The following is a 23,456-nucleotide window of genomic DNA, read 5'->3' as shown; positions in this document are numbered from 1 at the left end:
CAACGGGCCTCGCCTCCTTTGGGTGCCCGCTGCTCACCGGCCTGCCGGTGTGGGCCCGCAGAGGTGCCGGGCCCACACCGATCAGCAGTGGATAGAACATCACCGTCGTGGTGTTGGTCCGTTCTTGATCCGCTGCAAGACCGCCTCACGGAGGTAGGCGAACAGGCCCGCACCAGCTTCCCGGACCACGGACAGCGCGAGGGAGGGCCGGTCAGCCCAGTACCTCGCGCAGCAGCCGTGCGTTCTTCACCACCTGACTCGATCCGCTGCGCCCCGCGGCCGCTGTGACCTCGGGTATCCCGCCCTTCGCCGCGCAGCGGGAGACGCAGTCGACGCCGAGGGCGAGCAGGGCTCCGGTGCCCCGGACCACGGGGTCGCGCAGCAGGTGGGGCAGGGCGGTTTCGAGCACGGACCAGACAGTGGCGTACGCGCCCGTGTCGGCCGCCGTCCGCAGGGAGGCGGTCACACGGTTCGCCTCGATCCACTTGCCGCGCAGCATCTCGGCCAGCTGCTGTCCCAGCAGGCCGGCGTCCAACTCTCCCCGCGCGGCGAGCACGAGCAGCGCGTCCACCGCCGCGTCGCGCTCGCCCTGCTGGTCGTACGTGAGGGTGATTGCCAGTGCCAGGTGCAGCGCGAATCCCGCCGGGCCGCCGGACTCCGCGGCGAAGGGCAGGGCGTGGGCCCAGCCCCGCATGGACGCGCGGTACCTGAAGTAGTCGCGGGCCAGCACGAGTTCTCGGTGGTGCGGCAACTGGGCCAGCCAGAAGGGGACCATCGGGTTGTGGAGGACGCCGTCGCGGTGCGGCCCGATCAGGGTCGCGGCGGCCGGGAGCAGCGGGACGCCGGGGGCCGGCTCGGCGGGCAGGTGGCTCGCCCATTCCGTCGGGTACTTGCCCGCATGGGCGTCCGGCCAGCCCGTACGACCGCAATCCCAGTGCGGCAGACCGCCCTCGCGCAGCCACCGCGCCAACCGCTGCCCGGCGTCGGACCCCAGCTGCCCGGCCGCGCCCAGCGCTGTCTCGTCGGCGGTCGGGGTGACGCGCAACAGCGCTTGGGCCAGGTCGATGGGTGCGGGCGTGATGCCGAGCCCGTCGAGCACCTCGAGCCGCCGCACGAGTACGGCGGCGTCCAGTGCACCCGTGGCATCGGTCGGCACGGACAGCAGGAACGGCTGCGCGTCGCCCTCGATGATGCCAATCGCCTCGGCCAGGCGCGCCCGCAGCAACTCCCCCGCCGGGGAGGAGGAGTTGCGCCCCTGGCGGGCGGTGAAGTCGTACTTCCTCGGCTCGTCGCCCCGCAGCGCCCTGGCCACGTCGTACACGTCGGACTGGGTGAAGTCGAGGGTCTCACGGGGTTCCCTGCGCATGACCGGCTTCAACGCCTGGGCCAGCGCGGCCCGGTCGAGGTGGGCATGGCGGACCAGTCCGTCCAGGACCCGCTCGAACGTCACCACGTCCTTGTCGTTCGCGACGACCGCCGCGAGCTCTTCGGCGACCTCGACGGCTGTCCCGATGGGCCCCGGCACCGGGCGCGGCTCGGGCACGGCGGGCAGCACGTCGGCGTACTGGCCGGTGCGGCGGTCCGCCGCGGTGCCGAAGAGATCGGCGGCCCGGGCCGCGAGAGCGGGGTTGATCCGTGCGGCGGCCGTGCGCAGGTCGGGCAGTACCAAGTCGCCGGCGTCCTTGAGGTGCCGGGCGATCACGTCGAGGGCGCGCTCCTGTACGTCGACGTCCCGGTGACCGAGGGCCGTCGCCGCGTCAAGAACGGTGCGGGCGGCGCGCCCGGGGTCCGTGCGGGCCGCGCGGTCGAGCCGGGCGAGCTGGGCCCGGACCAGCTTCTTCTCCGGCCGGAGCAGGACGCGCTCGCATGCCTCGGTGAACACGTCGGGCTCCAGCAGCCCGGCCTCGTCCAGGCCGATCAGGACCTCCTGGGCGTAGGAGGCCACGGGCGACGACAGGTCGAGCAGTGCCACATGGTCCCGGAGGGCGAGCGCGTTCTCGGCCGGGGTGAGGGCGAGGGCGCGCAGGTACGCGAGCGGCGGCGCGGTCTCCACGCGTGTGCCGTCCTGGAGCAGCCGGGTGAGCAACGTGTCGGCCAGCGCTACGCGTTCGCGCGTCCTGGAGGCGTGTTCCGCGGGTGTGAGGGCGAGTTCCGTCAGCGCGACCGCGGCGTTCGACCCCCATGATTCGCCGGCGGCCAGGTCGGTGAAGACGCGCCGGATCAGCGCGGCGCGGTCGACCAGGCCCTCCTCGGCGAGGCTGATGAAGACCCCGAGCGTGGTGTCTTCCCTGATGTACGAGCGGCCTCTGGTGGTGAGCAGGTGGTGGAACGATTCCACGCCGAGGTACACATCCGGTCGCTCCAGCGCCAGCGGGAGGAGCGTCGGTGACAGGTCGTCCGTACGCAGCCGTTCCAGGAAGGTGGTGCCCGGCCGGGGGCCGCCGCGCAGGTGCGTGGGGTGCTTCCAGGTGTTGTCGCGCCAGCGCAGCCAGCTCTGGATGAACCCGGCGGAGGTCGGGACAGGACAGCCGGTGTCGTGGACGAGGTGTTCGATGAGGTCGGACCTGACGGTCTTCCCGGGCGTCGACCGGTCGGCGAGTCGTGCGGCCAACTCGGCCCGCCAGGCGACGGGGTGGAGGTTCACGACGTCGAGCATCCAGGCGCCGCCGAGGGGCAGGAAGAGCGATTCGGCGCCGTTCTCGGGCCGCACGATCCAGTCGGCTGCGGTCACGGGGTCGGTTCGGCAACCGAGTTCGGCGGCGAGTTGGGCGGTTCTCTGCTCCTCGACGACGTGGTACCAGCCGGCTCGCATCGGCGCACGCCGGGCCTCCAGAGCCTCGGCCTGTGCCGCGCGCTCGTCCGGCGTCAGGCTGCCGAGCTCCCGGAGTACTCCGCCGACGTCGCCGGCTTCCGCGAGTTGGACCAGTGTCATCGTGCCGTCTCCGATCGTGCCGCGGTCGTCGCCGCTGTCCCTGTGACGTCCGTCCGCGCGTCCGCCGCCGCGCCGCGCACCATGCCCACCGCGAGCACGTGCTTGCAGGGGCCGCGCCCACCCCGGTACTTCGCCCACCAGAAACAGGTGCAGCTCAGCCGATCGGAGGCGTCATCGGCGCGGACCACGTGGACGTCGTCGCCCTTCCCGACCCGGGCCAGCGGCCCCTCCAGCCGCACCGCCCCGTCCGCGACAAGTGCCCGCGCGCCCCGCAGCCGAGGGTTGTGCTTCTCGGCGGCGCCCGCACGGTAGGGCAGCCGGCGGTGGAAGTACGCCTCCTCGGCGAGGTCGTAGCCGATCTGGCCGGATGTCCCCAGCGTGGTCAGCGCGGCGCGCACCCGGCCGACCGGCAGACCGGCCTGCGTCGAAAGCTCGGTGACATCGATCCTCGGCTCCCAGGCCAGCAGCTCGGCGACCCGCTCCGCGTCCTCTGCCGCGGGCCCGGAGGCGAGGTCGTTCAGCACTCCGCCCTCGCCGGAGAAGCCGCGCGAAGCACTCTGGGAGAGCATCAACGTCAGTCGCATGCCGGGCAGTTCGACCTCCCAGGCGACGGCGGCGGCCCCGTCCACGGCGGCTGGGACGGCCGGCGCGTACATCCGTACGGCCGTCGCGTGCCGCAGGACCCTCTGGAGGGTCAGCAGGCGCTCGGGCCCGGGCAGGCACACGGCCCCCGGCGCCGGCCTGGTCGTGGGACGCAGGGTGCGGCCTGCGGGCACCACCCAGCGGCTCGTACGGGCCTCGGACCGCTGGGTGGGCCGGGGCAGCGCCTGCAGTACGGCGGCCGCCTCCACGGCGGGGACCTCGGCCCGCAGAGCGAAGCCTGCTGCGAGCACGTGGGCCTCGGCGAAGCCGCGCAGCCAGCGTTCCGGCAGCGGGACCTTCTTCTCCACGAACTCGCCGCCGAAGGTCTTGACCGTCAACTCCTCCGGTCCGACGGCCAGATGGAGGGGTTCGAGCCCGCCGAGCCCGGCCAGCGCCCGCCGCAGCGGCAGGTTGACGTCCACGTTCGTGGTGCCGTGCCCGACGCCGTCACCGTCGAGGCCGGGTGCGAGGACGTCGAGCCGGGCGTAGACACCACAGCAGCCGGAGAAGGACTCGAACCGCAGCCGGTCGCCGTCTGCCGTCACCACCGGGTCGAGCGAGGCATTCGCGCTCGGCCGGTAGTAGCGGGCGGCGGCCACGTCAGCGACCGTGAGCAGCGCCGTCGCCGCGGCGGCCGGCGCGGTGAGGAACCCGCTGAAGAACCGGGGGTTCGCTGCCTCTCCGGCCGGGGTGGCACCGCCGGAGGTCTCCAGTGCGAGGGTGCGTCCGGCTGTGGAATCGTGCAGGGCCGAAGGGCGTAAGTACGCATAGGTTTGCATGAGTTGGGACACGCACACACGCTACGACGGAGGACTGAGGCGTGGCCGCAGGGGCGCCCACGCGCGACAGCCCGCCCATGCTTGCTCATGTCCGGCCGACGCGTTCCACGCGGACGGTGGCCGGTGGCATGCCCCGACCGGTGAGCGCCTGGTCGACGGGGCGTGCGTAGGGCCAGTGCGGCAGCCCTTTCAGCGACTCCCCCTGGTAGCCGGCCGGATGAGAAGTTCTTCTCCTGGCCGCAGAGGGCGTTTGTTTGCCTGCCAGGCAAAGAACCGCGTCCCGCGCGCCCGTGTGTGGCAGGTTGTACCCCAGCCGGGCCCGCCACTTCCCCCCGTAGTGGTGAGCCCGGCCTCTTTGTGCCCGGCCGAGAGCCCCGAGCCGGTCACTCCTTGCTCGCGTTCTCGTCGTGGTCGGGAGTGGGAGGCCAGGTGGGGCGGTGGGCCGGGGGCAGGTCCAGCAGTGCCATGCCGACCGTCCGCCGGACGGGCAACAGGTCCGTGCTGCCCGTCTGCACCAGCAGCTCCTTGAGCCGGCGTCCCGCCCCGGCCAGGATGAGCATGCCGTCCCGGCGTTTCAGCAGCCACCGGATCGCGAGCAGGCAGTTCAGCCCGCGGGAGTCGCAGAAGACGAGGGCGGTCACATCGAGCACCAGGTGCTGATGTCCGGCATCGACACTGGCGGCGAGGGTGCCCAGGAAGTAGTCCTCGCAACTCTGGTCGAGTTCGCCGCTGACCCGCAGCACAGCACAGTGCTCGCAGTCCGTGATCTCGCTGATGGTCAGGCGGTGGGTCTGCGTGGACATCACACCTCCATCCGGTCATCGCGCGGAGGTTCATCCCCGTCAACCCCGCACGTCGCGCCCATCCGGACCAGGCCGGCGCTGCCGGCGATCCCTCTCGGATGCCTCGTGCGCCGCCCGGTTCCAGTGCTCCGGGCGTCCCGTGCCGCGACACCCGTAAGGGTGCGTGTGCCCCGCATTCGAGCGGGCAATGGGGCAGGACGAAACTCCCCGGGAATCCCGGACACGCCGTCCGCGGTACGTCCACGAAGGCCGTGCCCCGCGCGTAGGGGAGGCCGTGGCCGCCGCGGGGGCCTTCACGGCGGCTGCGGGGCTCTCTTGCGTGGCGGTCCGACGGTGCCGGCCGCGGCGGCCCTGAGGAGACGGCGGAAGGTGGGGCATTCTGCGTGGCTCGGCGCGGAGCAGGCCGCGGCGTGCCTCAGGGAGTCACGCAGGACGCCGAGTTCGCGGATCGTCCGGTCCAGCTCGTCCGCCCTGGCGGCCAGCAACTGCCGGTCGATGCGCGGCTGTCCGTCCGGCGCGAACATGCCGGCGATCTCGTCGAGCGAGAACCCGGCTGTGCGCCCCAACGCGATCAGCGCCAGGCGTTCCAGCACACCGGGGTCGTACTGACGGCGCAGGCCACGTCTGCCGACCGGGCTGATCAAGCCCTTCTCCTCGTAGTACCGGAGCGTCGAGGCGGGAACCCCGGCGCGGTGTGCCACCTCGGCGATGTCCAGCTCTGTCATCCTCTTGACCTCAAGTCGGCTTCAAGTAGGACGGTGTCACCTCCGCCCGGTCACGGCAACCACAGGGGACGAATCATGGACATCACACGCAGGAACGACGACGAGCAGGCGGCCCGCTGGAACGGTCCCGCCGGCCATGCCTGGGTCGATGCGCAGGCCGTACTGGACGGCCTGTTCAGGCCCTTCGAGGACCTGCTGGTCGAAGCTGTCGTCGCCGAGCACGGGAGTCAGGTGCTCGACGTCGGCTGCGGCACCGGCAGCACCACGCTCGCCGTCGCGAAGCGGACAGGCGCGCGAGGGTGCTGTGTCGGCGTCGACGTGTCCGAGCCGATGGTCACCGCAGCCCGGGCACGTGCCGAGCGCCAGGGCGCACAGGCCTCCTTCGTACTCGCCGACGCCGAGGACCACGCGTTCGAGCCCGCGAGCTTCGACATGGTGATCTCGCGCTTCGGCGTCATGTTCTTCAAGGACTCCGTCCGGGCCTTCGCCAACCTGCGGCGGGCGGCCCGGGACGGGGGCAAACTCAGGTTCATCACGTGGCGTGCCCCTGCGGAGAACCCGTTCATGACGACGGCAGAACGCGCCGCGGCGCCCTTCATGCCGAGTCTTCCCGCCCGCCGCCCGGACGAGCCGGGCCAGTTCGCGTTCGCCGATCCGGACCGGGTCCGCGGCATCCTGGAGGAGAGCGGCTGGACCGGGGTCGACCTGCAACCGGTCGACGTACCGTGCGTTCTGCCCGAGAGCGAACTGGTGCGGTACTTCACACGTCTCGGCCCGCTCGGCCTGGTCCTGCGCGAGGCGGACGAGTCCACCCGTGAACGTGTCGTCGCAACGGTCCGCGCCGCGTTCGACCCGTACGTGCACGGTGCGGAGGTCCGCTTCACCGCGGCATGCTGGACTGTCGGCGCTCAGGCATAGGCGCAGTCCCCGCCGGGCGCCTCGGCCAAAGCCCGCAGCTTCGCCGGCGGCGAGGCGCCGCTCCTGCGGTCGCGGATGACTGCACCGGCCCGAGCAGGCAAGGGCGGCGCATGGGACGGCAGGACGGTCCGAGGCGGTCGGCACGGCGCCCGCCCCGTGATCGACGACTGGGCAACAGTCGCTCCGCACACTGGAGTCGGCAGGGCCGGAGTGTGAGGCTGAGCGCATGAAGTCTCGCACCGCCTTGCCGGCCCTCGCTGTCTGCGCCGTCTGTGTCGTCCTCGCCCCGCTCAGCGGATGCGGCAGTGACGACGCGGGCCGGGAACCGTCACCTTCCGGTGGCGCGACCTCGTCCGCCGCGGTGCCCAGCCCTCCGGCGGAGAGCAGGCCGCCGGTGGCCGGGGAGGGGGCGAAGGACCCCGACGACATCAACGGAGACGGGTTCCGCGACCTCGTGGTGTCCGTGTCCCTCAGCAAGGACCCGAACAATGCCGGCGGCGACGACCGGGTCGCGGTGGTCTACGGATCGGCCGAAGGGCTCGATCCCTCGACACGCACCGTGTACGGGCGCCCCGACCTGGGCCTGCCCGAGCCTCCCGAGAACCCGGCCGCCACCACGAGCCGCGACCATGTCGCCGCGGACTCGGTGGTCACCGCCGACCTGGACGGCGACGGCTTCCCGGACTTCGTCACGTCCTTCGCCGGCGAGGTGGTGTCCGACGCACAGGTGTCCACTCGGCGCACCGCCCCGTACGTCACCTGGGGCAGTCCCGGCGGACCCGAGGCGGGATCCGGAGCGACCCCGGTGCGCTTGCCGCAGAGTGCGTCCGCAGTGGGTGTGGAGTCCGTCGTCCGCGGCGACTTCGACGGGGACGGGCACCATGACCTCGCGGCACTCGCGCAGAACCACTCGTCCATGGTGCTGCTGTACGGCCCCTTCACCCGAGCCGGTGCGCCGGCCCGCACCGACACCGGTCTGCCCTGGCAGTGGGGCAACCTCGTCGCGGACGACATCGACCCGTCCGGCGAGCCACGCGCCACCTCCCTGCTGCTCCATCACGCGAGCGACGGCGAGCAGTCCCGCAACACCTACTATCCGGCCCGCCGTGGCGCCGCCCTCGCCGGAAAGGGAAAGGAGTTGCGCCTCGGCAACGCCCACGCGTTCGGCGACTTCGACGGCGACGGGCAACGCGACGTGGCCATCGGGGACGACCGCAGCCGTAACAACGAACCGGGTTACGAGACCGAGGCGCCCGAGGTGGACGGAACCCTCACGGTGCACCCCGGCAGCGGAGCCGCGCCGGACACGTACCGACTGCCCGACGTGCCGAAGGGCCGGTCCAACTACTACGGGCCCGGAGGCATCGTGGCCGCCGATCCGGACGGCGACGGCCGTGACGGCATCCTGGTCGCCACGTACGTGGGGGCCACGTTCATCGACGGCGAGCGGCGTACTCCCGTACTGCGCCAGGGAGCCGCGAGGACGGAAAACCGGAAGACGCCCGCGAAGTGGCGGCACGCCCGGCCTGCGGGCGCCGCCGACTTCGACGACGACGGCAAGGACGAACTGATCCTCAACTGGGCGTCCGACGCGATGTTCGGCCTCTACGGCCAGCACCCCACACACTGGTGGATCACCGACGGCACCACGTCCCGTGACCAGACGTCCTTCGCGACGACGAACTTCGGAGCGGGCGGATCCCGCTAGGAGGGCCCGGCACCGAAGGCGAGCCGACGGCCCTCGGTGCGTTCACCCTCCGTGGGCGGAGTTCTCCGCGTCTGCGCGTTCGGCGGTCCATGTGACGTGCGGGGGAACGATCCGTGCGCACAGGGGTCCGCCCTGTGCGTCGGTCAACCCGAGGCGCGCCACCAGGAGGCCCTCGTGGGCGGCAGCGGCGAGCACGTCGGCGGGGACGACGTCGAGCATGAGCTTGGCGCGCCGGAACATCGTGAAGAGGCCCGCCCGGTCGACCGTGCCCCACGACAGGTAGATGAACCGCCGGCCCAGCCGGTCCTGCACGTAGGGGCCTTTCACGTCGGTGCCTGTCGGTGACGCCGTCGCGGTGCATTCCAGGGTCCAGGTCGCCGACTCGGCGTCCCCGGGCTGGGGTTCGAGGAGTTCACCGGGACGGTCGCGGCGTTGGACGGCGACGTGGAGGTTGTCGTACGCCGGGACGTTCCCGTCGGCGGGAGCGGGGCGGGTGAGGCCGGGCAGGTCGACGGCGTCGATACGGATGCGCATACCGGCCATCATGCCGCCGCCGTCCGAATCCTGTGCGAAGCGAAGCGACGCGAAGCAATGCGACGCCGTCCTCGTGCCCCTCCTCCCTCTCCGGACCGGCCGTCGCCGGGCTTGCTGGAGGCGGACGCGGGACCGAAAGGCCTTACTGCATAGGATGTGCAGATGCATGCCACCTGCACAGGAGAGAGCATCGGGTCGATCTCGGCGAGGCGCGGAGGCTGTGACCTGGCACCCTTACGATTTAAATGACAATCATGTTCGTGTAGCTTGTCGCCAGGTATCCGCCCTGGCAGGACAAGAAGACAAGAACGAGGACCATGAGATCTCCCCGCCGTCGACTGGCAGCCGGCCTGCTGCTCGCCCCGCTGCTCTCCGGCTGCTTCGCCTCCGGCGACGACGCGCCGTCCTCGGACTCGTCCGGCTCCGGTGGCGGACGTCTGCGTATGGCGATGGCCTTCACGCCGACGGAGAACTTCTCCCCGTACGGCCAGGACGCCTTCCACCTGTCCCGGCTGGGCGTCGCCGAGGGGCTGACACGGCTGGACGCCAACGGCACCGCGGTTCCCGCCCTCGCCGAGTCGTGGAGCCGTGACAAGAACGACCGCAGCTGGCTGTTCACGCTGCGGGACGCCAGGTTCCAGGGCGGTGGCGAGGTCACCGCGCAGGCAGTCGCCTCCGCTCTCACGCACGTGACCGAGGCCGACCCCGCCCCCGCCGTGCTGTCCGGGGTGAAGCTGAGCGCCGAGGCCGTGGGCAGGGACCAGGTCCGCGTCAGCACCGGAGCGGTCGACCCTGTCCTGCCGCTGCGGCTGTCCAACCCGAACCTGGCGGTGTTCTCCCCGAAGGCCTACGGGAAGAAGGGCACCGTGAACCCGGTCGGCACCGCCACCGGCCCCTTCGAACTCACCAAGATATCCGGCGACACCGCGGCCACCCTCGACCGCTTCGACGACTACTGGGGCGGTCGCGCCCAAGTGTCGGGCGTCGACGCGAAGTTCATCGCCGACGGCACCGCCCGCGCCAACGCCCTGCGCACCGGCGAGGCGGACACCGCCGAAGCCCTGCCCGTGGCGCAGGTCGCCTCCCTCGACGAGGACACCGTCCACGAGACGAACACCGCCCGCAACACCAGCCTCCATCTCAACACCAGGTCCGGCCCGTTCGCCGATCCTGGACTGCGGGCGGCGGCGCGCGAGGCGATCGACACCTCCGTCATCGCCAAGGACGTCTACGAAGGTCATGCCGAGCCCGCCCAGGGCATTTACGGCCCGGCACTGACCTGGGCCGCCGGCAAGCGGATCGAGCCCGTCGGACGGGCGAAGGCCGCCTCGGCCGACGGCAGGTCGATCACCCTGGCCACCTACACCAACCGGGCCGAGCTGCCCGAAGTCGCCCAGGTGCTGCAACAGCAGTTGGAGAAGGCCGGTTTCAAGGTGAAGTTGCGGGTGCGTGACTACTCCCGCCTGGAGAGCGACGCCCTGGCGGGTGAGTTCGACGCCTTCCTCGCCTCACGCAACGTACTTCTCGACACCGGGGACCCGGTCTCCGCCCTGGCCTCGGACTACACCTGCGACGGCGCCTACAACCTGTCCCTGCTGTGCGACAAGAAGGTCGACGCGGCCGTCGACGCCGCCCAGAGCGTCTCCGAAACCGCCGAGCGACAGGACGCCGTCATGACGGCGGAAGCCACCCTTCTCGGCACCGACGCGGTCGTCCCACTGGTGCACCTGAAGGTCGTCACCGGCATCGGCTCCTCGGTGCGAGGCATCCTGCTCGACCCGTACGAGCGCTCCTTCGTGGGCACCGGGACCCGGCGCTGAACGACATGCCCGGCTTCCTGGTCAAAGGCACCGCCGCCCTGCGCCGCCTCGCGCGGGGCGGCGGGCTCACGCTGCTGTGGCGGGCCGTGCTCGCGGCCGCTCTGGTGTGCGGGATCGGCCTGCTGCCGTGGCTGTCCCGCACGGACCCGGCCCTGACCGTGCTCAAGGCCCGGTCGTCGGAACGCGACCCGACGCCCGGGGCACTGCAGGCCGTACGCGACGAACTCGGGCTGGACGAGGGCCCGCTCAGGCTCCTCGGTGGCTGGCTGAGCGGGCTGTCGCGCGGCGACGCCGGGCGGTCGTGGATCTCCGGCGCCGACGTGCTCCCGTCCGTCACATCAGCCCTCGGCGTCTCCCTGCTGCTCATGGCAGGGGCCCTGGTGATCGCCGCGGGCACGGCCTCGGCGGTGTGCGCCCGCACCCTGTGGCTGGGCTCGCGGCGCCGGCTCGGCGAACGCACCTCGGGCGGCTCGGCGTCGGCCGTGCTGGCCGCACTTCCGGAGTTCCTCCTCGCCGCCGTCCTCGCCTCGGTGGTCGGAGTACAGCTGGGCTGGCTGCCCGCCCTGGGCTGGTACGGCCCGCAGTGGATGGTGCTCCCCGCCCTCGCCCTCGGACTGCCCGCCGGGGCGGTGCTGGGGCGGATGCTGGACGATCTGCTGCCCGGTGCCTTCACCGAGCCGTGGGCACTGGCCGCCGCCGCGCGCGGGGTTCCGCCCAAGTCGCTGGCCCGGCAGGCGCTGCGCCGCTGCGTCCCCGGACTACTGCCCAACCTGGGCCTGTTCGTCGTCGGACTGACCGGTGGGTCGGTCGCCGTGGAACAGATCTTCGACATCCCCGGACTCGGTCGGCTCACCCTGCGCGCCGCCCTCGCCCAGGACCTGCCCGTGCTGCAGACCGGCACGCTCGCTCTCGTTCTGCTCGCGGCCACCGCCGGGGTGCTTGCCCGGCTCGCGGCCCGGTGGCTGATCGGACCCGCGCTGCGCGACGGCGCCCTGCACTCCCAGCACCGGCCCGGGCCCCCTGCGCCCCGGACGACTCCTCTGCTGTACGCGGCGCTCCTCCTCGCGGTCATCGGTCTGGGGCTGCCGCGCGACCCGCTCGCCCTGGACACCGCCGTCCGGCTCCGGGCGCCGTCCGCCGCGCATCCGTTCGGCACCGACGCGCTCGGCCGCGACGTCCTGGCCCGTATCGCGCACGGTGCGCTGAGCACCCTCACCATCGCCCTCGCGGTGACCGCCGTCGCCCTGGTGCTCGGCGTACTGCTGGGAATGCTGCCCAGGCTGTCCGGACCCCTGGTCGACTCCGTCAACGCCGTACCTCCCGTCCTGGCGGCGCTCCTCGTCACCGGGGCCGCGGGCAGCGGCCCCTGGACACCGGCGCTCGCCGTGGCCGTCGTCGCCTGGTCACCGCTGGCCGCCCACGCCTCCGCGCTGCTCCAACAGGAGCGGGCCACCACCCACTTGACCGCCACCCGCGCCCTCGGTGCCGGACGCCGGTACCTGCTCACGCACGAGCTGCTTCCGGCCGTCCTGCCGCCCGTCACCCGCCACGCCCTGCTCCGGTTGCCCGGCATCGCCCTCGCCCTGGCCTCGCTCGGCTTCCTCGGCCTGGGCGCCCAGCCTCCGTCCCCCGAGTGGGGCCTTCTCCTCGCCGAGAACCAGCCCTACGTGGAACGCGCCCCCTGGGCGGTCCTCGCTCCGGCCGCCGTCCTCGCCGTGCTGGGAGCCCTGGCGGTGACCGCGGCAGGAGGCGTACGCCGTCCCCGGCTCCCGAAACGGCTCCGGCGTTCCGGGGCGCCCTCCGCCGGACGCTCCGGCCATCCCGACCCACAGGAACCGTCGTCCATGTCCGCCCCGGACCGGACCCCCGTACTCGTCTCCCCCACGGACACCCCATGACAGATCTGATATCCCGCGCTCGCAACCGCCGTACCGCCCGCGCCCGGCCCTCGAAGTCCCCCCGCGAAAGCACCTGGGGAACGTGGAAGACCCTGTCACCGCTGCTGCGGCTGCTGATCCTGACGCAACTCGCCTTCAACATCGGCTTCTTCGCCGTGCTGCCCTTCCTCGCCGAGCACCTCGGCACAGCGATCGGCATGGCGGGCTGGCTGGTCGGCTTCGTCCTCGGCCTGAGGACCTTCAGCCAGCAGGGCCTGTTCGTGGTCGGCGGCTGGCTCGTCGACCGGTACGGGGTGCGCCCGGTCGTCCTGGCCGGCTGTGCGCTGCGGGTCGCCGGGTTCGCCTGGCTGGGATACGCGGAAGCGACCTGGGCCGTGATCGGCTCGGTGCTGGTGATCGGCTTCGCGGCCGCGCTGTTCTCCCCGGCCGTGGAGTCCGAGGTGGCCCGGCAGGCTGTGGTCCGGGAGGAGGAGGGACACGGCCCGCGCACCCGGGTCCTGGCCCTGTTCACGGTGGCGGGTCAGGCCGGGTCGTTCGTCGGCCCGCTGCTCGGCGCGCTGCTGCTCGCCGTGGACTTCCGCACCGCCTGCCTCGCCGGTGCCGCCGTGTTCGTCCTGGTCCTGGCGGGCCACGCGCGCCTGATGCCGCAGCACATCCCCGGCCGCACTCCCGTACGGGGCAAGGGCGGGGTGGGCGCGCTGCTGCGCAACCGCCGCTTCCTCGCCCTGTGCTGCGCCTACGGCAGCTATCTGCTCGCCTACAACCAGCTCTATCTGGCCCTGCCGGACGAGGTGCAGCGCGCGGCGGGCTCCCAGGCTCCGCTGTCGTGGCTGTTCGCTCTCTCCTCCCTCCTGGTCGTCTTCACCCAACTGCCCGTCACCCGGTGGGCGGGCGACCGGCTGGACCTGCGGCGTTCCCTGCGCGCGGGGTTGCTGCTCATCGCCGCCGGATTCGCCGTCGTGGCCGCTGCCCGCCCGGCCGGCTGGACCGGCATCGCGGGGCTCCTGCCCGCCGCGGGTTTCGTCGTCCTGCTGACCCTCGGGCAGATGCTGGTCGTCCCCGCCGCCCGTGCCTGGGTGCCCGACCTCGCCGAGGAGGGCCGGCTGGGTCTCTACGTCGGTGCGCTCTCCTCCGTCTCGGGCCTGATCGTCCTCGTCGGCAGCGCGGCCACGGGGTCCCTGATCGACCTGGGCCTGCCGGCCGCCGTCCCATGGCTCGCCCTCGCCGCCGTCCCCGCCCTGGCGGTGGCACTGGTGCCGCGACGTCCGCGAGCGGCCGAGGGGCCGGCGGACCTGGCCCCGGACCCGGGTCGGTAGCAAGGCCGCAGGGCCGGTGTCCGCCGTGACACACGTGATCCGTGCGGCCGGGAAGCGGTATGCGGGATGCGGACGTTGTGTCAGCCGGTCCTGGTCCGGCGTGACCGCTGTGCTCTCCGCGGCGCCCGTCATCGGCGAACTCGCATGACCACCGGAATGCCGCTGCCGCAGGACCCGGCCGACGTGCGCCGCTACGTGGACGAACCCGCCGACGCCTCAGCGGCGGCCCTGGTCATCGCGCTCGGCGTCCTGCGGGACAGCGGGAAACGTCCTACTCGCGGCGGCTGAGGCGTGCGCGCAGCAGGTTGGGGTCGGTGGCCGTGGTGTAGGCGGCACTGAGCACGTACACGTCCTTGCCGCGCAGGGCGACGGAGGTGGGGTTCTGCAGTCCGTCGGCGCCGTCCAGGACGGTGGTCCTGGTGCCGTCGGACCGGATGTGCTCGACCGTGTTGGGGCCGTTGAGGGCGGCGAGGACGTCGTCGCCGCGGCCCGTGAAGGCGAAGTCGTCGATACCGGCCATGCCCGAGGCCCTGACCTGCGGGCTGCCCGCGCGGTTTCCCGGGCGGACCGGTATGCGCAGGAGAGTGCCCCGGTCGAGGTTGGTCACCCACAGCGCGCCACCGCGCAGCTTCGCGCCGTTGACCCCGAGGAAGCCGGTCGAGGCGAGTTCGGGAGCGGTGGACCATGCCGTGGGTGTGCCGCCGGTGACGGGGACGGTCCACACGGTGCCCAGCACCGAGTCGGTGATGTAGAAGCGTTTGCCGCGCTCGTCCAGCGCCAGGCCATTGGGCAGGCCGTCCGCGGGCAGAGGGGCGATGCGCTGCGGGGCCTTCCCGGTGCGCAGCCGCCACAGCCCCGTCAGGTCGGCGGTGCCGGTCGCGTACAGCACGTACACGGTGCCGTCGGAGGTACGGGCGATGCCGGTGGCCAGGGGGAAGCCCAGGACCGGTGTACGGACTCCGCCGTCGGCGGGTGCGGGCAGCGTCGCCAGAACGCGCGTCGCGCCCCGGGGAGTCACCTGGGCCACCTGGCGACTGGCGGCGAAGGTGACGGCTGCGGTGCCGTCGGGCAACAGGGCGATGTTCTCCGGCAGTTGTCCTGAGGACAGGTCGAAGTGCGTCGCGATCCGCACATCGGTCAGCGTTCCCCGGGCGGACGTGGCGTCGGCCGGTGCGGCCGACGCGAGGGTGGCAGCGGCCACCGCGAGAGCCGTCACGATTTTTCTGATGCGTCGCTGGGACATGGTTCCTTCACTGGTTTCGGGCGTACGGCAGCCGCGGCGCGGTGCCGTGGTCGAGGAGGCGCCTTGAGGGAGGCCGCCGGAGTACTGCCGGCCGGTGTGCGTGGCGGCGGCCGACCGCGGGCCGGGCCGACGGGCAGAACACCGCGGCGGCCACCGGTCGGCGGAGAAGTTCGGGTCAGCCGGTTCGGGTTTCGGCGCCGTGGCGCGGCCGGTCCGCTTCCCGCGGCGCGGTGGTGTGGGCGAGCAGGGCCAGGGCCGCCGCGGAGGGGGAACCTCCGTCGGTGGTGGCCACCACCAGGGACGGCCCGCGTCCTTGCGGGCTCTGGAGTGTCTGCTGAGTGACGGTCAGTGTCCCGACCAGGGGGTGGCGCATCTCGTAGTCGGCGACGTCGCAGGCCAGGACCCGGTGATCGGCCCACATCGTGGCGAACTCCCTGCTGCGTACAGCCAGTTCACCGATCAGTGCCGCCAGCAGCGGATCGTCCGGGTGGCGGCCTGCCGTCAGGCGCAGATTGCCCACCACGGCTCTGGCCTTGGCGGGCCAGTCGGCGTAGAGGTCACGGGTGTGCGCGTCGAGGAACACCAGCCTGGCCATGTTCGGCCGCCGGCCCGGGTCGTCGGGGCTGTCCGGGTCGAGGTGTCCGGCGAACAGCCCGTGGCCCGGCCGGTTCCAGGCCAGGACGTCGCTACGACGGCCCATGACGAGCGCGGGCGTGTTCTGGACGGCCGCCAGCAGGGCTCTCGTCGCCGGCGTGACGTGTTCGGTACGCGGCCGGCCGCCGGGCCCGCCCCGCCGTGGTGCCCGGGCCAGGGCGTGCAGATGGGCACGCTCGGACTCGTCCAGTCGCAGAGCGCTCGCCACGGCGTCGAGCACCTCGCGGGAGGCGTTGCGTGACCGGCCCTGTTCCAGCCGGGTGTAGTAGGGGGCGCTGATGCCGGCGAGCATCGCGAGCTCCTCCCGCCGCAGCCCCGGCACGCGGCGTCGCTCGCCGTAGGTCCGCAACCCCACGTCTTCGGGGCGCAGTCGGCTCCTGCGTGCCTGGAGGAAGTCGGCGAGATGCCCGTGCCTGTTCATGCAGCCGAGTATGCGGACCGCCGACGATCGGTGCCTCACCCTGCCGGGGTAAGGATCGGCAGGGTCTGCCCGGCCAATGCTCCGCTCTGCCCGCTATGTGCTCAGCAACGCCGCGAGGCGCTTGGCGGTCTTCTCGCCCGCCCGCTGTTTGACCAGGCCCTCCTTGGCCACCGCACGAATGCTGACCCCGGAGCCGCCCTCGTCCCCCGGTGTCACCAGCGCCGTGACGACGACAGGGTTCATGCCGCCGTATCCGGCGCCGACGACTACCCGGATCGGCTGTCGGTCCCTGACGGCGTCGGCGATCGGGACGTCCGCGGCTCGCCCTTCCCGTGCGAGTACCTCGACGACCCGTCGGACGGCGTCCTCGAACGGCAGGGGGACGATCAGATCGATCTCGTGGACGTTCTTCTTCATCCACTTGGCCACGAGTCGGGTCAGGCCACCGGCGGCTCCCGTGCTCGCGGCCAGAGCGCCGAGCTCCTCGGCCAGGACCTCGTCCTCGCTCCGGCGCATGCGCCCACCCCCTTCGTCCCACCCGACTGTGGTGCTCATGTAACCAGTCGGGGCCGGCTCTGCGCCTACCCGGGCCGCCCCGCCGTCCCCTGGCCGGGGGCGGGGTCCGCCGAGCCCGCCAGAATCCGGTCCGGGGTCAGGGGCAGTTCGCGGTGGCGGACGCCGGTGGCGTGGTGGACGGCGTTGCCGATGGCGGCCGCCGTACCGACGATGCCGATCTCGCCGATGCCCTTGCTGCCCATCGGGTTGAGATGGGGGTCGTCCTCGTCGATCCAGTGCGCCTCGATGTCGGGGACGTCGGCGTGCGCCGGGACGTGATAGGCGGCCAGGTCGGACTCCACGAAGTCACCGGACGCCGCGTCCACGGTGCTGCCCTCGGTCAGCGCCATGCCCAGGCCCATGGTCATGCCGCCGATGAACTGGGAGCGCGCGGTGCGGGAGTTGAGGATGCGTCCGGCGGCGTACACACCCAGGAGGCGCCGTACCCGGACCTCACCGCTCACCGTGTCGACCGTGACCTCGGCGAAGTGGGCCCCGAAGGCGTGCCGTGCGTAGTCGCTGCCGGCGTCGGCCTTGCCCGCCGTGTCGGCGTGCGCCCGGAGCCCCTCGTCCGGCAGCGGCCCGGTGTGCCCGGCCAGGGCGGCCGCGAGCCGCGTACACGCCTCGTGGACGGCCCAGCCCCAGGACGCCGTACCCGACGAACCGCCGGCCAGCGGGGCCGACGGAAGGTCGCTGTTTCCGACCTCGGCGCCTACCCGGTCGAGGGGGACGCCTAGGGCGTCGGCGGCGATCTGTGCGAGGACGGTGCGGGCGCCCGTACCGATGTCCGTGGCGTTGGTCCGGACGACGAACCGGCCGTCGGGCAGCGCGTGCGCCGTCGCCCGGGCGGGGCTGACCATCACCGGATAGGTGGCGGCGGCCACGCCCGAGCCCACGAGGAGCGGGCCCTCGGTGCGGGCCCGGGGGCGGGGGTCCCGCCGGGCCCAGTCGAAGCGCCGGGCGCCTTCCCGCAGGCATTCGACCAGGTGGCGGCTGCTGAACGGTTTGCCGCTGTCGGGTTCGGTGTCCGGCTCGTTGGTGATGCGCAGTTCCACCGGGTCCAGGCCGGCCGCGACGGCGAGTTCGTCCATCGCCGACTCCAGGGCGTACATGCCGGGTGCCTCGCCCGGTGCGCGCATCCAGGACGGGCTGGGCACGTCCAGCGGCACCACGCGGTGGGAGGTGCGCCGGTGGGGTGCCGCGTACATGACCCGGCTGGGTACGGCGGCCTGCTCCACGAACTCCTTGATGCGGGACGTGTGGGTGGTGACCTCGTGGAGGGACGAGGTCAGGACGCCGTTCGCGGTGGCGCCCAGACGCAGCCGGTGCAGGGTGGGCGCCCGGTGGCCGACGACCGCGGCCATGAGCCGCCGGGGCAGGGCGAGGGTGACGGGGCGGCCCGTCGCCCGTGCCGCCATCACGGCGAGCACCACGTGGGGGCGTGGGGTGCCCTTGGACCCGAAGCCGCCGCCGACGTGCTCGCTGATGACGGTGATGTCGTCCTCGGAGAGCCGGAACAGCGCCGCCAGCGTGGCGCGTACGGTCGTGGCGCCCTGGCTGGAGTCGTGCACGACGAGCCGGCCGTCATCCCAGCGGGCGGTCGCCGCGTGCGGCTCCATGGGGTGGTTGTGCAGCGGCGGAACCCGGTAGTGGGTGTCGACGCGCACCTCCGCGGCCGCGAACGCCGCCTCGGGGGCGCCCTGTTCGCGGTGCGCGGGATGACCGCCGTTGGCCTCGTCGGGCGCGTAGCCGGCGGGATGGCCGTCGGTCAGGATCGCGTCGTGTTCCTCGACGTCGTAGTCGACGCGGATCGCGGCGGCGCCGGCCCGGGCCGCCTCCAGGGTTTCGGCGACGACCAGGGCGACGAACCAGCCGTGGTGCGGCACGCGCGGGTTCTGCAGGACGGTGAGTGTGGGGTCGTCCGCGGGTGCCAGCCGGGGCGCGTTGTCGTGGCTGAGCACCGTGAGGACGCCGGGCAGGGCCAGGGCGGCTTCGGTGTGGACGGTACGGACCGTGCCCCGGGCGATCCCGGCGGCCACCGGCCAGGCGTGGACGCGGCCGGGGACGCTCTGTTCGGCGGCGTACCGGGCGCTGCCGGTGACCTTTTCCCTGCCCTCCCGGCGCTCCGCGGGCGCGCCCGGCGTGGTGCCGGTGTCGGCCATGCTGCTCCTCCTGAGGTTCCGGTTCAGCTGCTGCCGGGCGGCGCGAGCCGCTCCAGGACGTCGACGGCGAGACCGCGGGCCAGCCGCACCTTGTAGGCGTTGTCGCGCAGCGGCTCGGCGGCGGCGAGTTCGAGGTCCACGGCCCGCTCGAACGCCGCCGTGGTGGGGGCGGCGCCCAGCAGTGCCTGTTCCGCGTGCCGGGCCCGCCAGGGACGGTGGGCCAGGCCCCCGAAGGCGACGCCGGCGTGCCGGACGACGCCGTCCTCCACGCTCAGCACCGCGGCGACGGAGGCGAGCGCGAAGGCGTACGAGGCCCGGTCGCGGGCCTTGCGGTACAGCGAGGGCAGCCCGGCCGGCGCGCTCGGCAGGACCACGCCGGTGACGAGTTCACCGGGGCGGATCTCGGTGTCCTGTTCGGGCCGGTCCCCTGGCAGCCGGTGGAACTCCGCGGCGGGAACGGTCCGTGGGCCGTCGGCCCCGAGCAGCTCGACACCCGCGTCCAGGGCGGCCAGGGCCACGGCCATGTCCGACGGGTTGGTGGCGATGCATGCCGGGGAGTGCCCGAGCACCGCGTGGTCGCGGTGGACGCCGTCCCGGGCGCCGCAACCGGAGCCGGGCGCACGCTTGTTGCAGGGTTTCCCGGTGTCCTGGAAGTACGGGCAGCGGGTGCGCTGGAGGAGGTTGCCGCCGGTGGTGGCCGCGTTGCGCAGTTGTCCGGAGGCGCCGGACAGGAGCGCCTGGGAGAGCACGGGGTAGCGGTCACGCACCGTGGGGTGGGCGGCGAGGTCGCTGTTGCGGACCGTGGCGCCGATCCGTACCGATCCGTCGGGCAGTTCGTCCACCGTGTCGAGGGGCAGCCGGCTGACGTCGACGAGGGTGGCCGGCTCCTCCACGCCGAGCTTCATCAGGTCCATCAGGTTGGTGCCGCCGCCGAGGTAGCGGGCGCCGGGATGTGCGGCGTACAGCTCGGCCGCCTCCTCGACGGTGGCGGCGCGTGCGTAGGCGAAGGGCTTCACCGGATCACGTCCTCGACGGCGCGCACGATGTTCGGGTAGGCGCCGCAGCGGCAGAGGTTGCCGCTGAGCCGCTCCCGGATCTCGTCCGGTCCGAGGGGAACCGGCTGCCCGGACGGTGTCCCGGGGTCCGTCACGTGGGAGGGGTGACCGGCCTCGGCCTCGGCGATGGCGCCGAGGGCGCTGCAGAGCTGCCCCGGTGTGCAGTAGCCGCACTGGAAGGCGTCGCGGTCCAGGAAGGCCTGCTGGAGCGGGTGGAGGGCTTCGCCGGCACCGTCCGCGAGTCCCTCCACCGTCGTGATGTCGTAGCCGTCCATGGCCACCGCGGGCAGCAGGCAGCCGTTGACGCGGCGGCCGTCCACCAGGACCGTGCAGGCACCGCACTGGCCGTGGTCGCACCCCTTCTTGGCGCCGGTCAGGCCGAGGTGTTCCCGCAGTACGTCCAGCAGGACGGAGCGGTGGTCGACGGTGAGGGTGTGCGGCTTGCCGTTCACCCTCAGCATCACCTCGGAGTGGTGGCGATCGGGTGATGCGGAGGCGCCGCTCTCCGGCTGCGGGCGCCCGGCCGGTTCGGGTGGCGCCCCGGGGGTGGCGGCGCTCTCGTTCCCGGGGCGAGTGGCCCCGTCGTCCTCGTCCGCGCTGTGATGTCGGCTGCCCATGCTCTTCGTGACCTTCCCACGGCACTCGGAACCTCTCGGCTCGCGTATCCAGGCTGCGGCCCGGCACACCTTCCCGCACGCCGGAACCATGCGTTCCGGGGTGGGCGTACGCGCGGTCGGGAGCGAAAGTTCCGATTCGTCCGGGGGTTTTGAAGACCGGCCGTACGGTTTCTATCTGAAACGTCAAGTAATGGCCATAGGTTGCTCGGTTGCACACCCCAACTGTCCCGCCAGCACCTAGTCTCACCCCAGGTGCATCCGACGAGGAACACGCGAGCTGAGGGCAATGGAGCCACTTCGTCCCACGGATCCTGAAGAGTTGGGGCCGTACCGTCCTGTCGCACGACTCGGTTCCGGAGGGATGGGCGAGGTCTTCCTCGCCCGGGACGACCAGGGACAGGCCGTGGCCGTCAAGGCCATCCGCCCGGAACTGGCCGCGAGCAAGGTCTTCCGGATCCGCTTCCGGCGCGAGGTGGAGGCGGCGGCCGCGGTGAGCGGCAGATACACGGCGACCGTTCTCGACGCCGATCCGGACGGCCCCGTGCCCTGGCTGGCCACCACGCACATCCTCGGACCGACACTGGCCGACGCGGTCGAGGAGTACGGGCCGCTGCCACCGAAGTCCGTACTCGCTCTCGGCGCCGGGCTCGCCGAGGCCCTCATCGCCGTGCACTCCGCGGGACTCGTCCACCGCGATCTCAAACCGTCCAACGTGCTGCTCTCCGCCGAGGGCCCGCGGGTCATCGACTTCGGCATCGTCCGCGCCACCGACGGCTACGAACTCACCCTGTCCGGCGTCCTGCTGGGCTCCCCCCGGTACATGTGCCCCGAGCACGCCACGGGTGACCCGATGGGCCCGGAGGGGGACGTGTTCTGCCTCGGATCGGTCCTGGCGTTCGCCGCCACCGGGAACGCGCCCTTCGACGGTTCCTCGGCGGCCACCCTCCTGTACCAGGTGGTGCACGGCATCCCGGACCTGACCGGCGTACCGGACCCGCTGGACCGGATCATCGGGCTCTGCCTGGACAAGTCCCCGGCGGCCCGGCCCACCCCGGACCGGGTGTCGGCGGCGTGCGCACCCGGCGGCGAAGACACGCTGGACTGGGACGGCTGGCTCCCGGAGGCGGTGGCCTCCTCGGTCGGCCGCCGGGCAGCCGCCCTCATGGACCTGGACCTCGGACTCGCGCCAGCCGCGGACGTGATGGAACGGGAACCGGCCCACGCCGCCACGGCCGGCTCAGGCCCCGGAGCCGGACCCGCTCCCGGACCCGGCCCGGTCGCCGGGTCCTCCGGTGACGGCCGCACCGTCCCGCCTCTCGCCGTCGACCGGTTCCTCACGGAGCGTCAGAGCCCCCACCGCGTGGTCTTCCCCGAGGAGCCGACGACCGTCCCGAGGCGCAAGCAGCCGCCCGCGCCGGTGACCCACCACGCACGACGGCCGCGCGCGTCGCGCCCTTCCCGCCGGACCGTCCTCACGGCAGGCGTCCTCGGCACAGCCGCCCTGGGTACCGGTATCGCCGCCCTGCTCGGCGGGCCCGACGACCGCGCGTCAGCGGTCGCCCGGCCCGCCGGCCCGGCGCCGGAACCGCTGTGGACCTACCAGAGCGCTCCGCTCGTCGAGGCACCCGCGCTCTTCCACAACGGCACGGCCGTGCTGAAGACGCAGTCGGGCGCACTGATCTGCCTCGGCCTCGACGACGGCACCCGCCCACGGTGGACCTACCAGGGCATCAGCCAGTCCCCCACGCCCGCTCTCCTCGTCTCGGACGAGGTCGTCGCGCTCGGCACCGGCGCGACCGTGCTCGGCGTCGATCCGGACACGGGCACCGAGCGCTTCTCGCTGGACTTCGGAACGGACTTCCGCTTCGACACCCTCCTCGGCCGGTTCGACGAACGCCGGGTCTCCATCTCCGGGCTGCGTTTCAACCGCGAGGCACGCCCGGACGGCTCGCGGGGGCCGGCCACCTCCACGAACGTCGTCCTCAGCACGGACCTCCGCGCGCGCCGGGCCGACGTCATCCCCATCAGCGAGGAAGACATCGGCCTCCAACTGAGACCGGTACTCGAATCCCGCCGGTTCATCTACCTCGACGGGCTCCACCGCCTCACGGCCCGTGGCACCGGCAGCGGCGGCGGGGAAGTCCTGTGGCGGCAGCAGATGAACTCCGACTCGGACACCCGTACCGCCCCGGTGGTGCTCGACCGGACCGTCCTGGCCGTTGACAGCGAACTCCTCGCCGTGGACCTGGAGTCCGGTTCGCCGCGCTGGCGGGCCAGGGAGAAGTGGGGCGGATTCGCCTCCGTCGCCGCCGCGGCCGGCACCGTGTACTGCACGACGAGGAGCCCGCACGGCGTCGCCGCGTTCGACGCCGCCGACGGCTCCGGCCGCTGGTTCCGCGAGACCCCTCCGCTGGACCTGGACAACTCCCTGGTGACGGGCGGCGGCACGGTGTTCGTCACCGCGGCGCACAACAAGGACGGCTTCTACGCGATCGACGGCCGGACAGGCGACCTGCTCTGGAACTTCACCGACGGCCGGGACACCGGCATCAACGACTGGCAGCTCTCCTGCGCCGAGGGCACGGAACCCGGCGGAGCCGGAACCGCGCCGCTGATCGCCCAGCACTTCGACAAGGTGTACGCCCTCCCGATGCCGCAGTCCTGAAGCGGGACC

The 23,456-nt window shown here is 72.8% G+C and carries 18 protein-coding genes; 7 read left to right on the top strand and 11 right to left on the bottom strand.

Annotation, left to right across the window (positions count from 1 at the left end; translation table 11 throughout):
* Positions 1-211 precede the first annotated feature (211 nt).
* From KUF83_RS20900 to KUF83_RS20885, 4 genes are all read right to left on the bottom strand, one after another.
* Positions 212-2,932 carry a DUF6493 family protein gene (locus tag KUF83_RS20900; RefSeq protein WP_217456258.1) on the bottom strand — a complete coding sequence of 907 codons (2,721 nt, stop codon included), beginning with the start codon at positions 2,930-2,932 and terminating at the stop codon, positions 212-214.
* Positions 2,929-4,353: an SWIM zinc finger family protein gene (locus KUF83_RS20895; RefSeq protein ID WP_217456485.1), complete on the bottom strand. Its 1,425-nt coding sequence runs from the start codon at positions 4,351-4,353 to the stop codon at positions 2,929-2,931. The genes KUF83_RS20900 and KUF83_RS20895 overlap by 4 nt, the downstream gene beginning before the upstream one ends.
* Before the next feature lie 383 nt (positions 4,354-4,736).
* Entirely contained in the window at positions 4,737-5,156 is a 420-nt protein-coding gene (locus tag KUF83_RS20890) for an STAS domain-containing protein (protein ID WP_217456257.1), read from the bottom strand.
* Between the two features lie 293 nt (positions 5,157-5,449).
* Positions 5,450-5,881, bottom strand: a complete 432-nt coding sequence (locus KUF83_RS20885; protein ID WP_217456256.1) for a helix-turn-helix domain-containing protein — start codon at positions 5,879-5,881, stop codon at positions 5,450-5,452.
* Between the two features lie 75 nt (positions 5,882-5,956).
* Between KUF83_RS20885 and KUF83_RS20880 the strand changes: the two genes are divergently transcribed.
* Positions 5,957-6,799: a class I SAM-dependent methyltransferase gene (locus KUF83_RS20880; protein WP_217456255.1), complete on the top strand. Its 843-nt coding sequence runs from the start codon at positions 5,957-5,959 to the stop codon at positions 6,797-6,799.
* 226 nt (positions 6,800-7,025) lie between these two features.
* Positions 7,026-8,507: a VCBS repeat-containing protein gene (locus KUF83_RS20875; RefSeq protein WP_217456254.1), complete on the top strand. Its 1,482-nt coding sequence runs from the start codon at positions 7,026-7,028 to the stop codon at positions 8,505-8,507.
* A gap of 42 nt (positions 8,508-8,549) precedes the next feature.
* Here KUF83_RS20875 and KUF83_RS20870 read toward each other — a convergent pair whose 3' ends face one another.
* Positions 8,550-9,041 carry a DUF5990 family protein gene (locus tag KUF83_RS20870; protein WP_254644113.1) on the bottom strand — a complete coding sequence of 164 codons (492 nt, stop codon included), beginning with the start codon at positions 9,039-9,041 and terminating at the stop codon, positions 8,550-8,552.
* 317 nt (positions 9,042-9,358) lie between these two features.
* Here KUF83_RS20870 and KUF83_RS20865 point away from each other — a divergent pair, with 317 nt between their 5' ends.
* The 4 genes from KUF83_RS20865 to KUF83_RS20850 all read left to right on the top strand — a co-directional run bounded on the left by KUF83_RS20865 (position 9,359) and on the right by KUF83_RS20850 (position 14,363).
* Positions 9,359-10,861, top strand: coding sequence for an ABC transporter substrate-binding protein (locus KUF83_RS20865; protein ID WP_217456252.1), 1,503 nt, complete (start codon positions 9,359-9,361; stop codon positions 10,859-10,861).
* Between the two features lie 5 nt (positions 10,862-10,866).
* Complete coding sequence (locus tag KUF83_RS20860) at positions 10,867-12,759, top strand: ABC transporter permease subunit (RefSeq protein ID WP_217456251.1); 1,893 nt, start codon at positions 10,867-10,869, stop codon at positions 12,757-12,759.
* On the top strand, positions 12,756-14,075 hold the full coding sequence (locus KUF83_RS20855; RefSeq protein ID WP_217456250.1) for an MFS transporter: 1,320 nt from the start codon (positions 12,756-12,758) through the stop codon (positions 14,073-14,075). Before KUF83_RS20860 ends, KUF83_RS20855 begins: the two co-directional genes overlap by 4 nt.
* 144 nt (positions 14,076-14,219) lie before the next feature.
* A complete protein-coding gene (locus tag KUF83_RS20850) occupies positions 14,220-14,363 on the top strand; it encodes a hypothetical protein (RefSeq protein WP_302828539.1) in 144 nt (47 codons plus the stop codon).
* On the opposite strand, the gene KUF83_RS20845 is transcribed toward KUF83_RS20850, so the two are convergent.
* The 6 genes from KUF83_RS20845 to KUF83_RS20820 all read right to left on the bottom strand — a co-directional run bounded on the left by KUF83_RS20845 (position 14,347) and on the right by KUF83_RS20820 (position 20,626).
* Entirely contained in the window at positions 14,347-15,318 is a 972-nt protein-coding gene (locus KUF83_RS20845) for a hypothetical protein (protein ID WP_217456249.1), read from the bottom strand. The genes KUF83_RS20850 and KUF83_RS20845 overlap by 17 nt on opposite strands.
* A 175-nt stretch (positions 15,319-15,493) precedes the next feature.
* On the bottom strand, positions 15,494-16,393 hold the full coding sequence (locus KUF83_RS20840) for a helix-turn-helix domain-containing protein (protein WP_217456248.1): 900 nt from the start codon (positions 16,391-16,393) through the stop codon (positions 15,494-15,496).
* Between the two features lie 93 nt (positions 16,394-16,486).
* On the bottom strand, positions 16,487-16,948 hold the full coding sequence (locus tag KUF83_RS20835; protein ID WP_254644112.1) for a hypothetical protein: 462 nt from the start codon (positions 16,946-16,948) through the stop codon (positions 16,487-16,489).
* A 26-nt stretch (positions 16,949-16,974) separates the two neighbouring features.
* Positions 16,975-19,110, bottom strand: coding sequence for a xanthine dehydrogenase family protein molybdopterin-binding subunit (locus tag KUF83_RS20830; protein ID WP_217456247.1), 2,136 nt, complete (start codon positions 19,108-19,110; stop codon positions 16,975-16,977).
* Positions 19,111-19,133: 23 nt separating this feature from the next.
* Positions 19,134-20,126: a xanthine dehydrogenase family protein subunit M gene (locus tag KUF83_RS20825; protein ID WP_217456246.1), complete on the bottom strand. Its 993-nt coding sequence runs from the start codon at positions 20,124-20,126 to the stop codon at positions 19,134-19,136.
* Positions 20,123-20,626: a (2Fe-2S)-binding protein gene (locus KUF83_RS20820; RefSeq protein WP_217456483.1), complete on the bottom strand. Its 504-nt coding sequence runs from the start codon at positions 20,624-20,626 to the stop codon at positions 20,123-20,125. Before KUF83_RS20820 ends, KUF83_RS20825 begins: the two co-directional genes overlap by 4 nt.
* Positions 20,627-21,143: 517 nt before the next feature.
* Here KUF83_RS20820 and KUF83_RS20815 point away from each other — a divergent pair.
* Complete coding sequence (locus KUF83_RS20815; protein WP_254644111.1) at positions 21,144-23,447, top strand: PQQ-binding-like beta-propeller repeat protein; 2,304 nt, start codon at positions 21,144-21,146, stop codon at positions 23,445-23,447.
* Positions 23,448-23,456 lie beyond the last annotated feature (9 nt).

The organism is Streptomyces sp. BV286 (genome assembly GCF_019090165.1).
Classification (GTDB): domain Bacteria; phylum Actinomycetota; class Actinomycetes; order Streptomycetales; family Streptomycetaceae; genus Streptomyces.
This window is presented reverse-complemented; position numbering and strand designations above follow the sequence as displayed.

Bases quoted from the DNA above. Each gene is read 5' to 3' on its own strand.
- KUF83_RS20835 (WP_254644112.1), bottom strand. From the start codon at position 16,948: ATGAGCACCACAGTCGGGTGGGACGAAGGGGGTGGGCGCATGCGCCGG.
- KUF83_RS20860 (WP_217456251.1), top strand. From the start codon at position 10,867: ATGCCCGGCTTCCTGGTCAAAGGCACCGCCGCCCTGCGCCGCCTCGCG.
- KUF83_RS20870 (WP_254644113.1), bottom strand. From the start codon at position 9,041: ATGCGCATCCGTATCGACGCCGTCGACCTGCCCGGCCTCACCCGCCCC.
- KUF83_RS20820 (WP_217456483.1), bottom strand. From the start codon at position 20,626: ATGCTGAGGGTGAACGGCAAGCCGCACACCCTCACCGTCGACCACCGC.
- KUF83_RS20895 (WP_217456485.1), bottom strand. From the start codon at position 4,353: ATGCAAACCTATGCGTACTTACGCCCTTCGGCCCTGCACGATTCCACA.
- KUF83_RS20850 (WP_302828539.1), top strand. From the start codon at position 14,220: ATGACCACCGGAATGCCGCTGCCGCAGGACCCGGCCGACGTGCGCCGC.
- KUF83_RS20875 (WP_217456254.1), top strand. From the start codon at position 7,026: ATGAAGTCTCGCACCGCCTTGCCGGCCCTCGCTGTCTGCGCCGTCTGT.
- KUF83_RS20865 (WP_217456252.1), top strand. From the start codon at position 9,359: ATGAGATCTCCCCGCCGTCGACTGGCAGCCGGCCTGCTGCTCGCCCCG.
- KUF83_RS20845 (WP_217456249.1), bottom strand. From the start codon at position 15,318: ATGTCCCAGCGACGCATCAGAAAAATCGTGACGGCTCTCGCGGTGGCC.
- KUF83_RS20890 (WP_217456257.1), bottom strand. From the start codon at position 5,156: ATGTCCACGCAGACCCACCGCCTGACCATCAGCGAGATCACGGACTGC.
- KUF83_RS20815 (WP_254644111.1), top strand. From the start codon at position 21,144: ATGGGCGAGGTCTTCCTCGCCCGGGACGACCAGGGACAGGCCGTGGCC.
- KUF83_RS20840 (WP_217456248.1), bottom strand. From the start codon at position 16,393: ATGAACAGGCACGGGCATCTCGCCGACTTCCTCCAGGCACGCAGGAGC.
- KUF83_RS20900 (WP_217456258.1), bottom strand. From the start codon at position 2,932: ATGACACTGGTCCAACTCGCGGAAGCCGGCGACGTCGGCGGAGTACTC.
- KUF83_RS20830 (WP_217456247.1), bottom strand. From the start codon at position 19,110: ATGGCCGACACCGGCACCACGCCGGGCGCGCCCGCGGAGCGCCGGGAG.
- KUF83_RS20885 (WP_217456256.1), bottom strand. From the start codon at position 5,881: ATGACAGAGCTGGACATCGCCGAGGTGGCACACCGCGCCGGGGTTCCC.
- KUF83_RS20855 (WP_217456250.1), top strand. From the start codon at position 12,756: ATGACAGATCTGATATCCCGCGCTCGCAACCGCCGTACCGCCCGCGCC.
- KUF83_RS20880 (WP_217456255.1), top strand. From the start codon at position 5,957: ATGGACATCACACGCAGGAACGACGACGAGCAGGCGGCCCGCTGGAAC.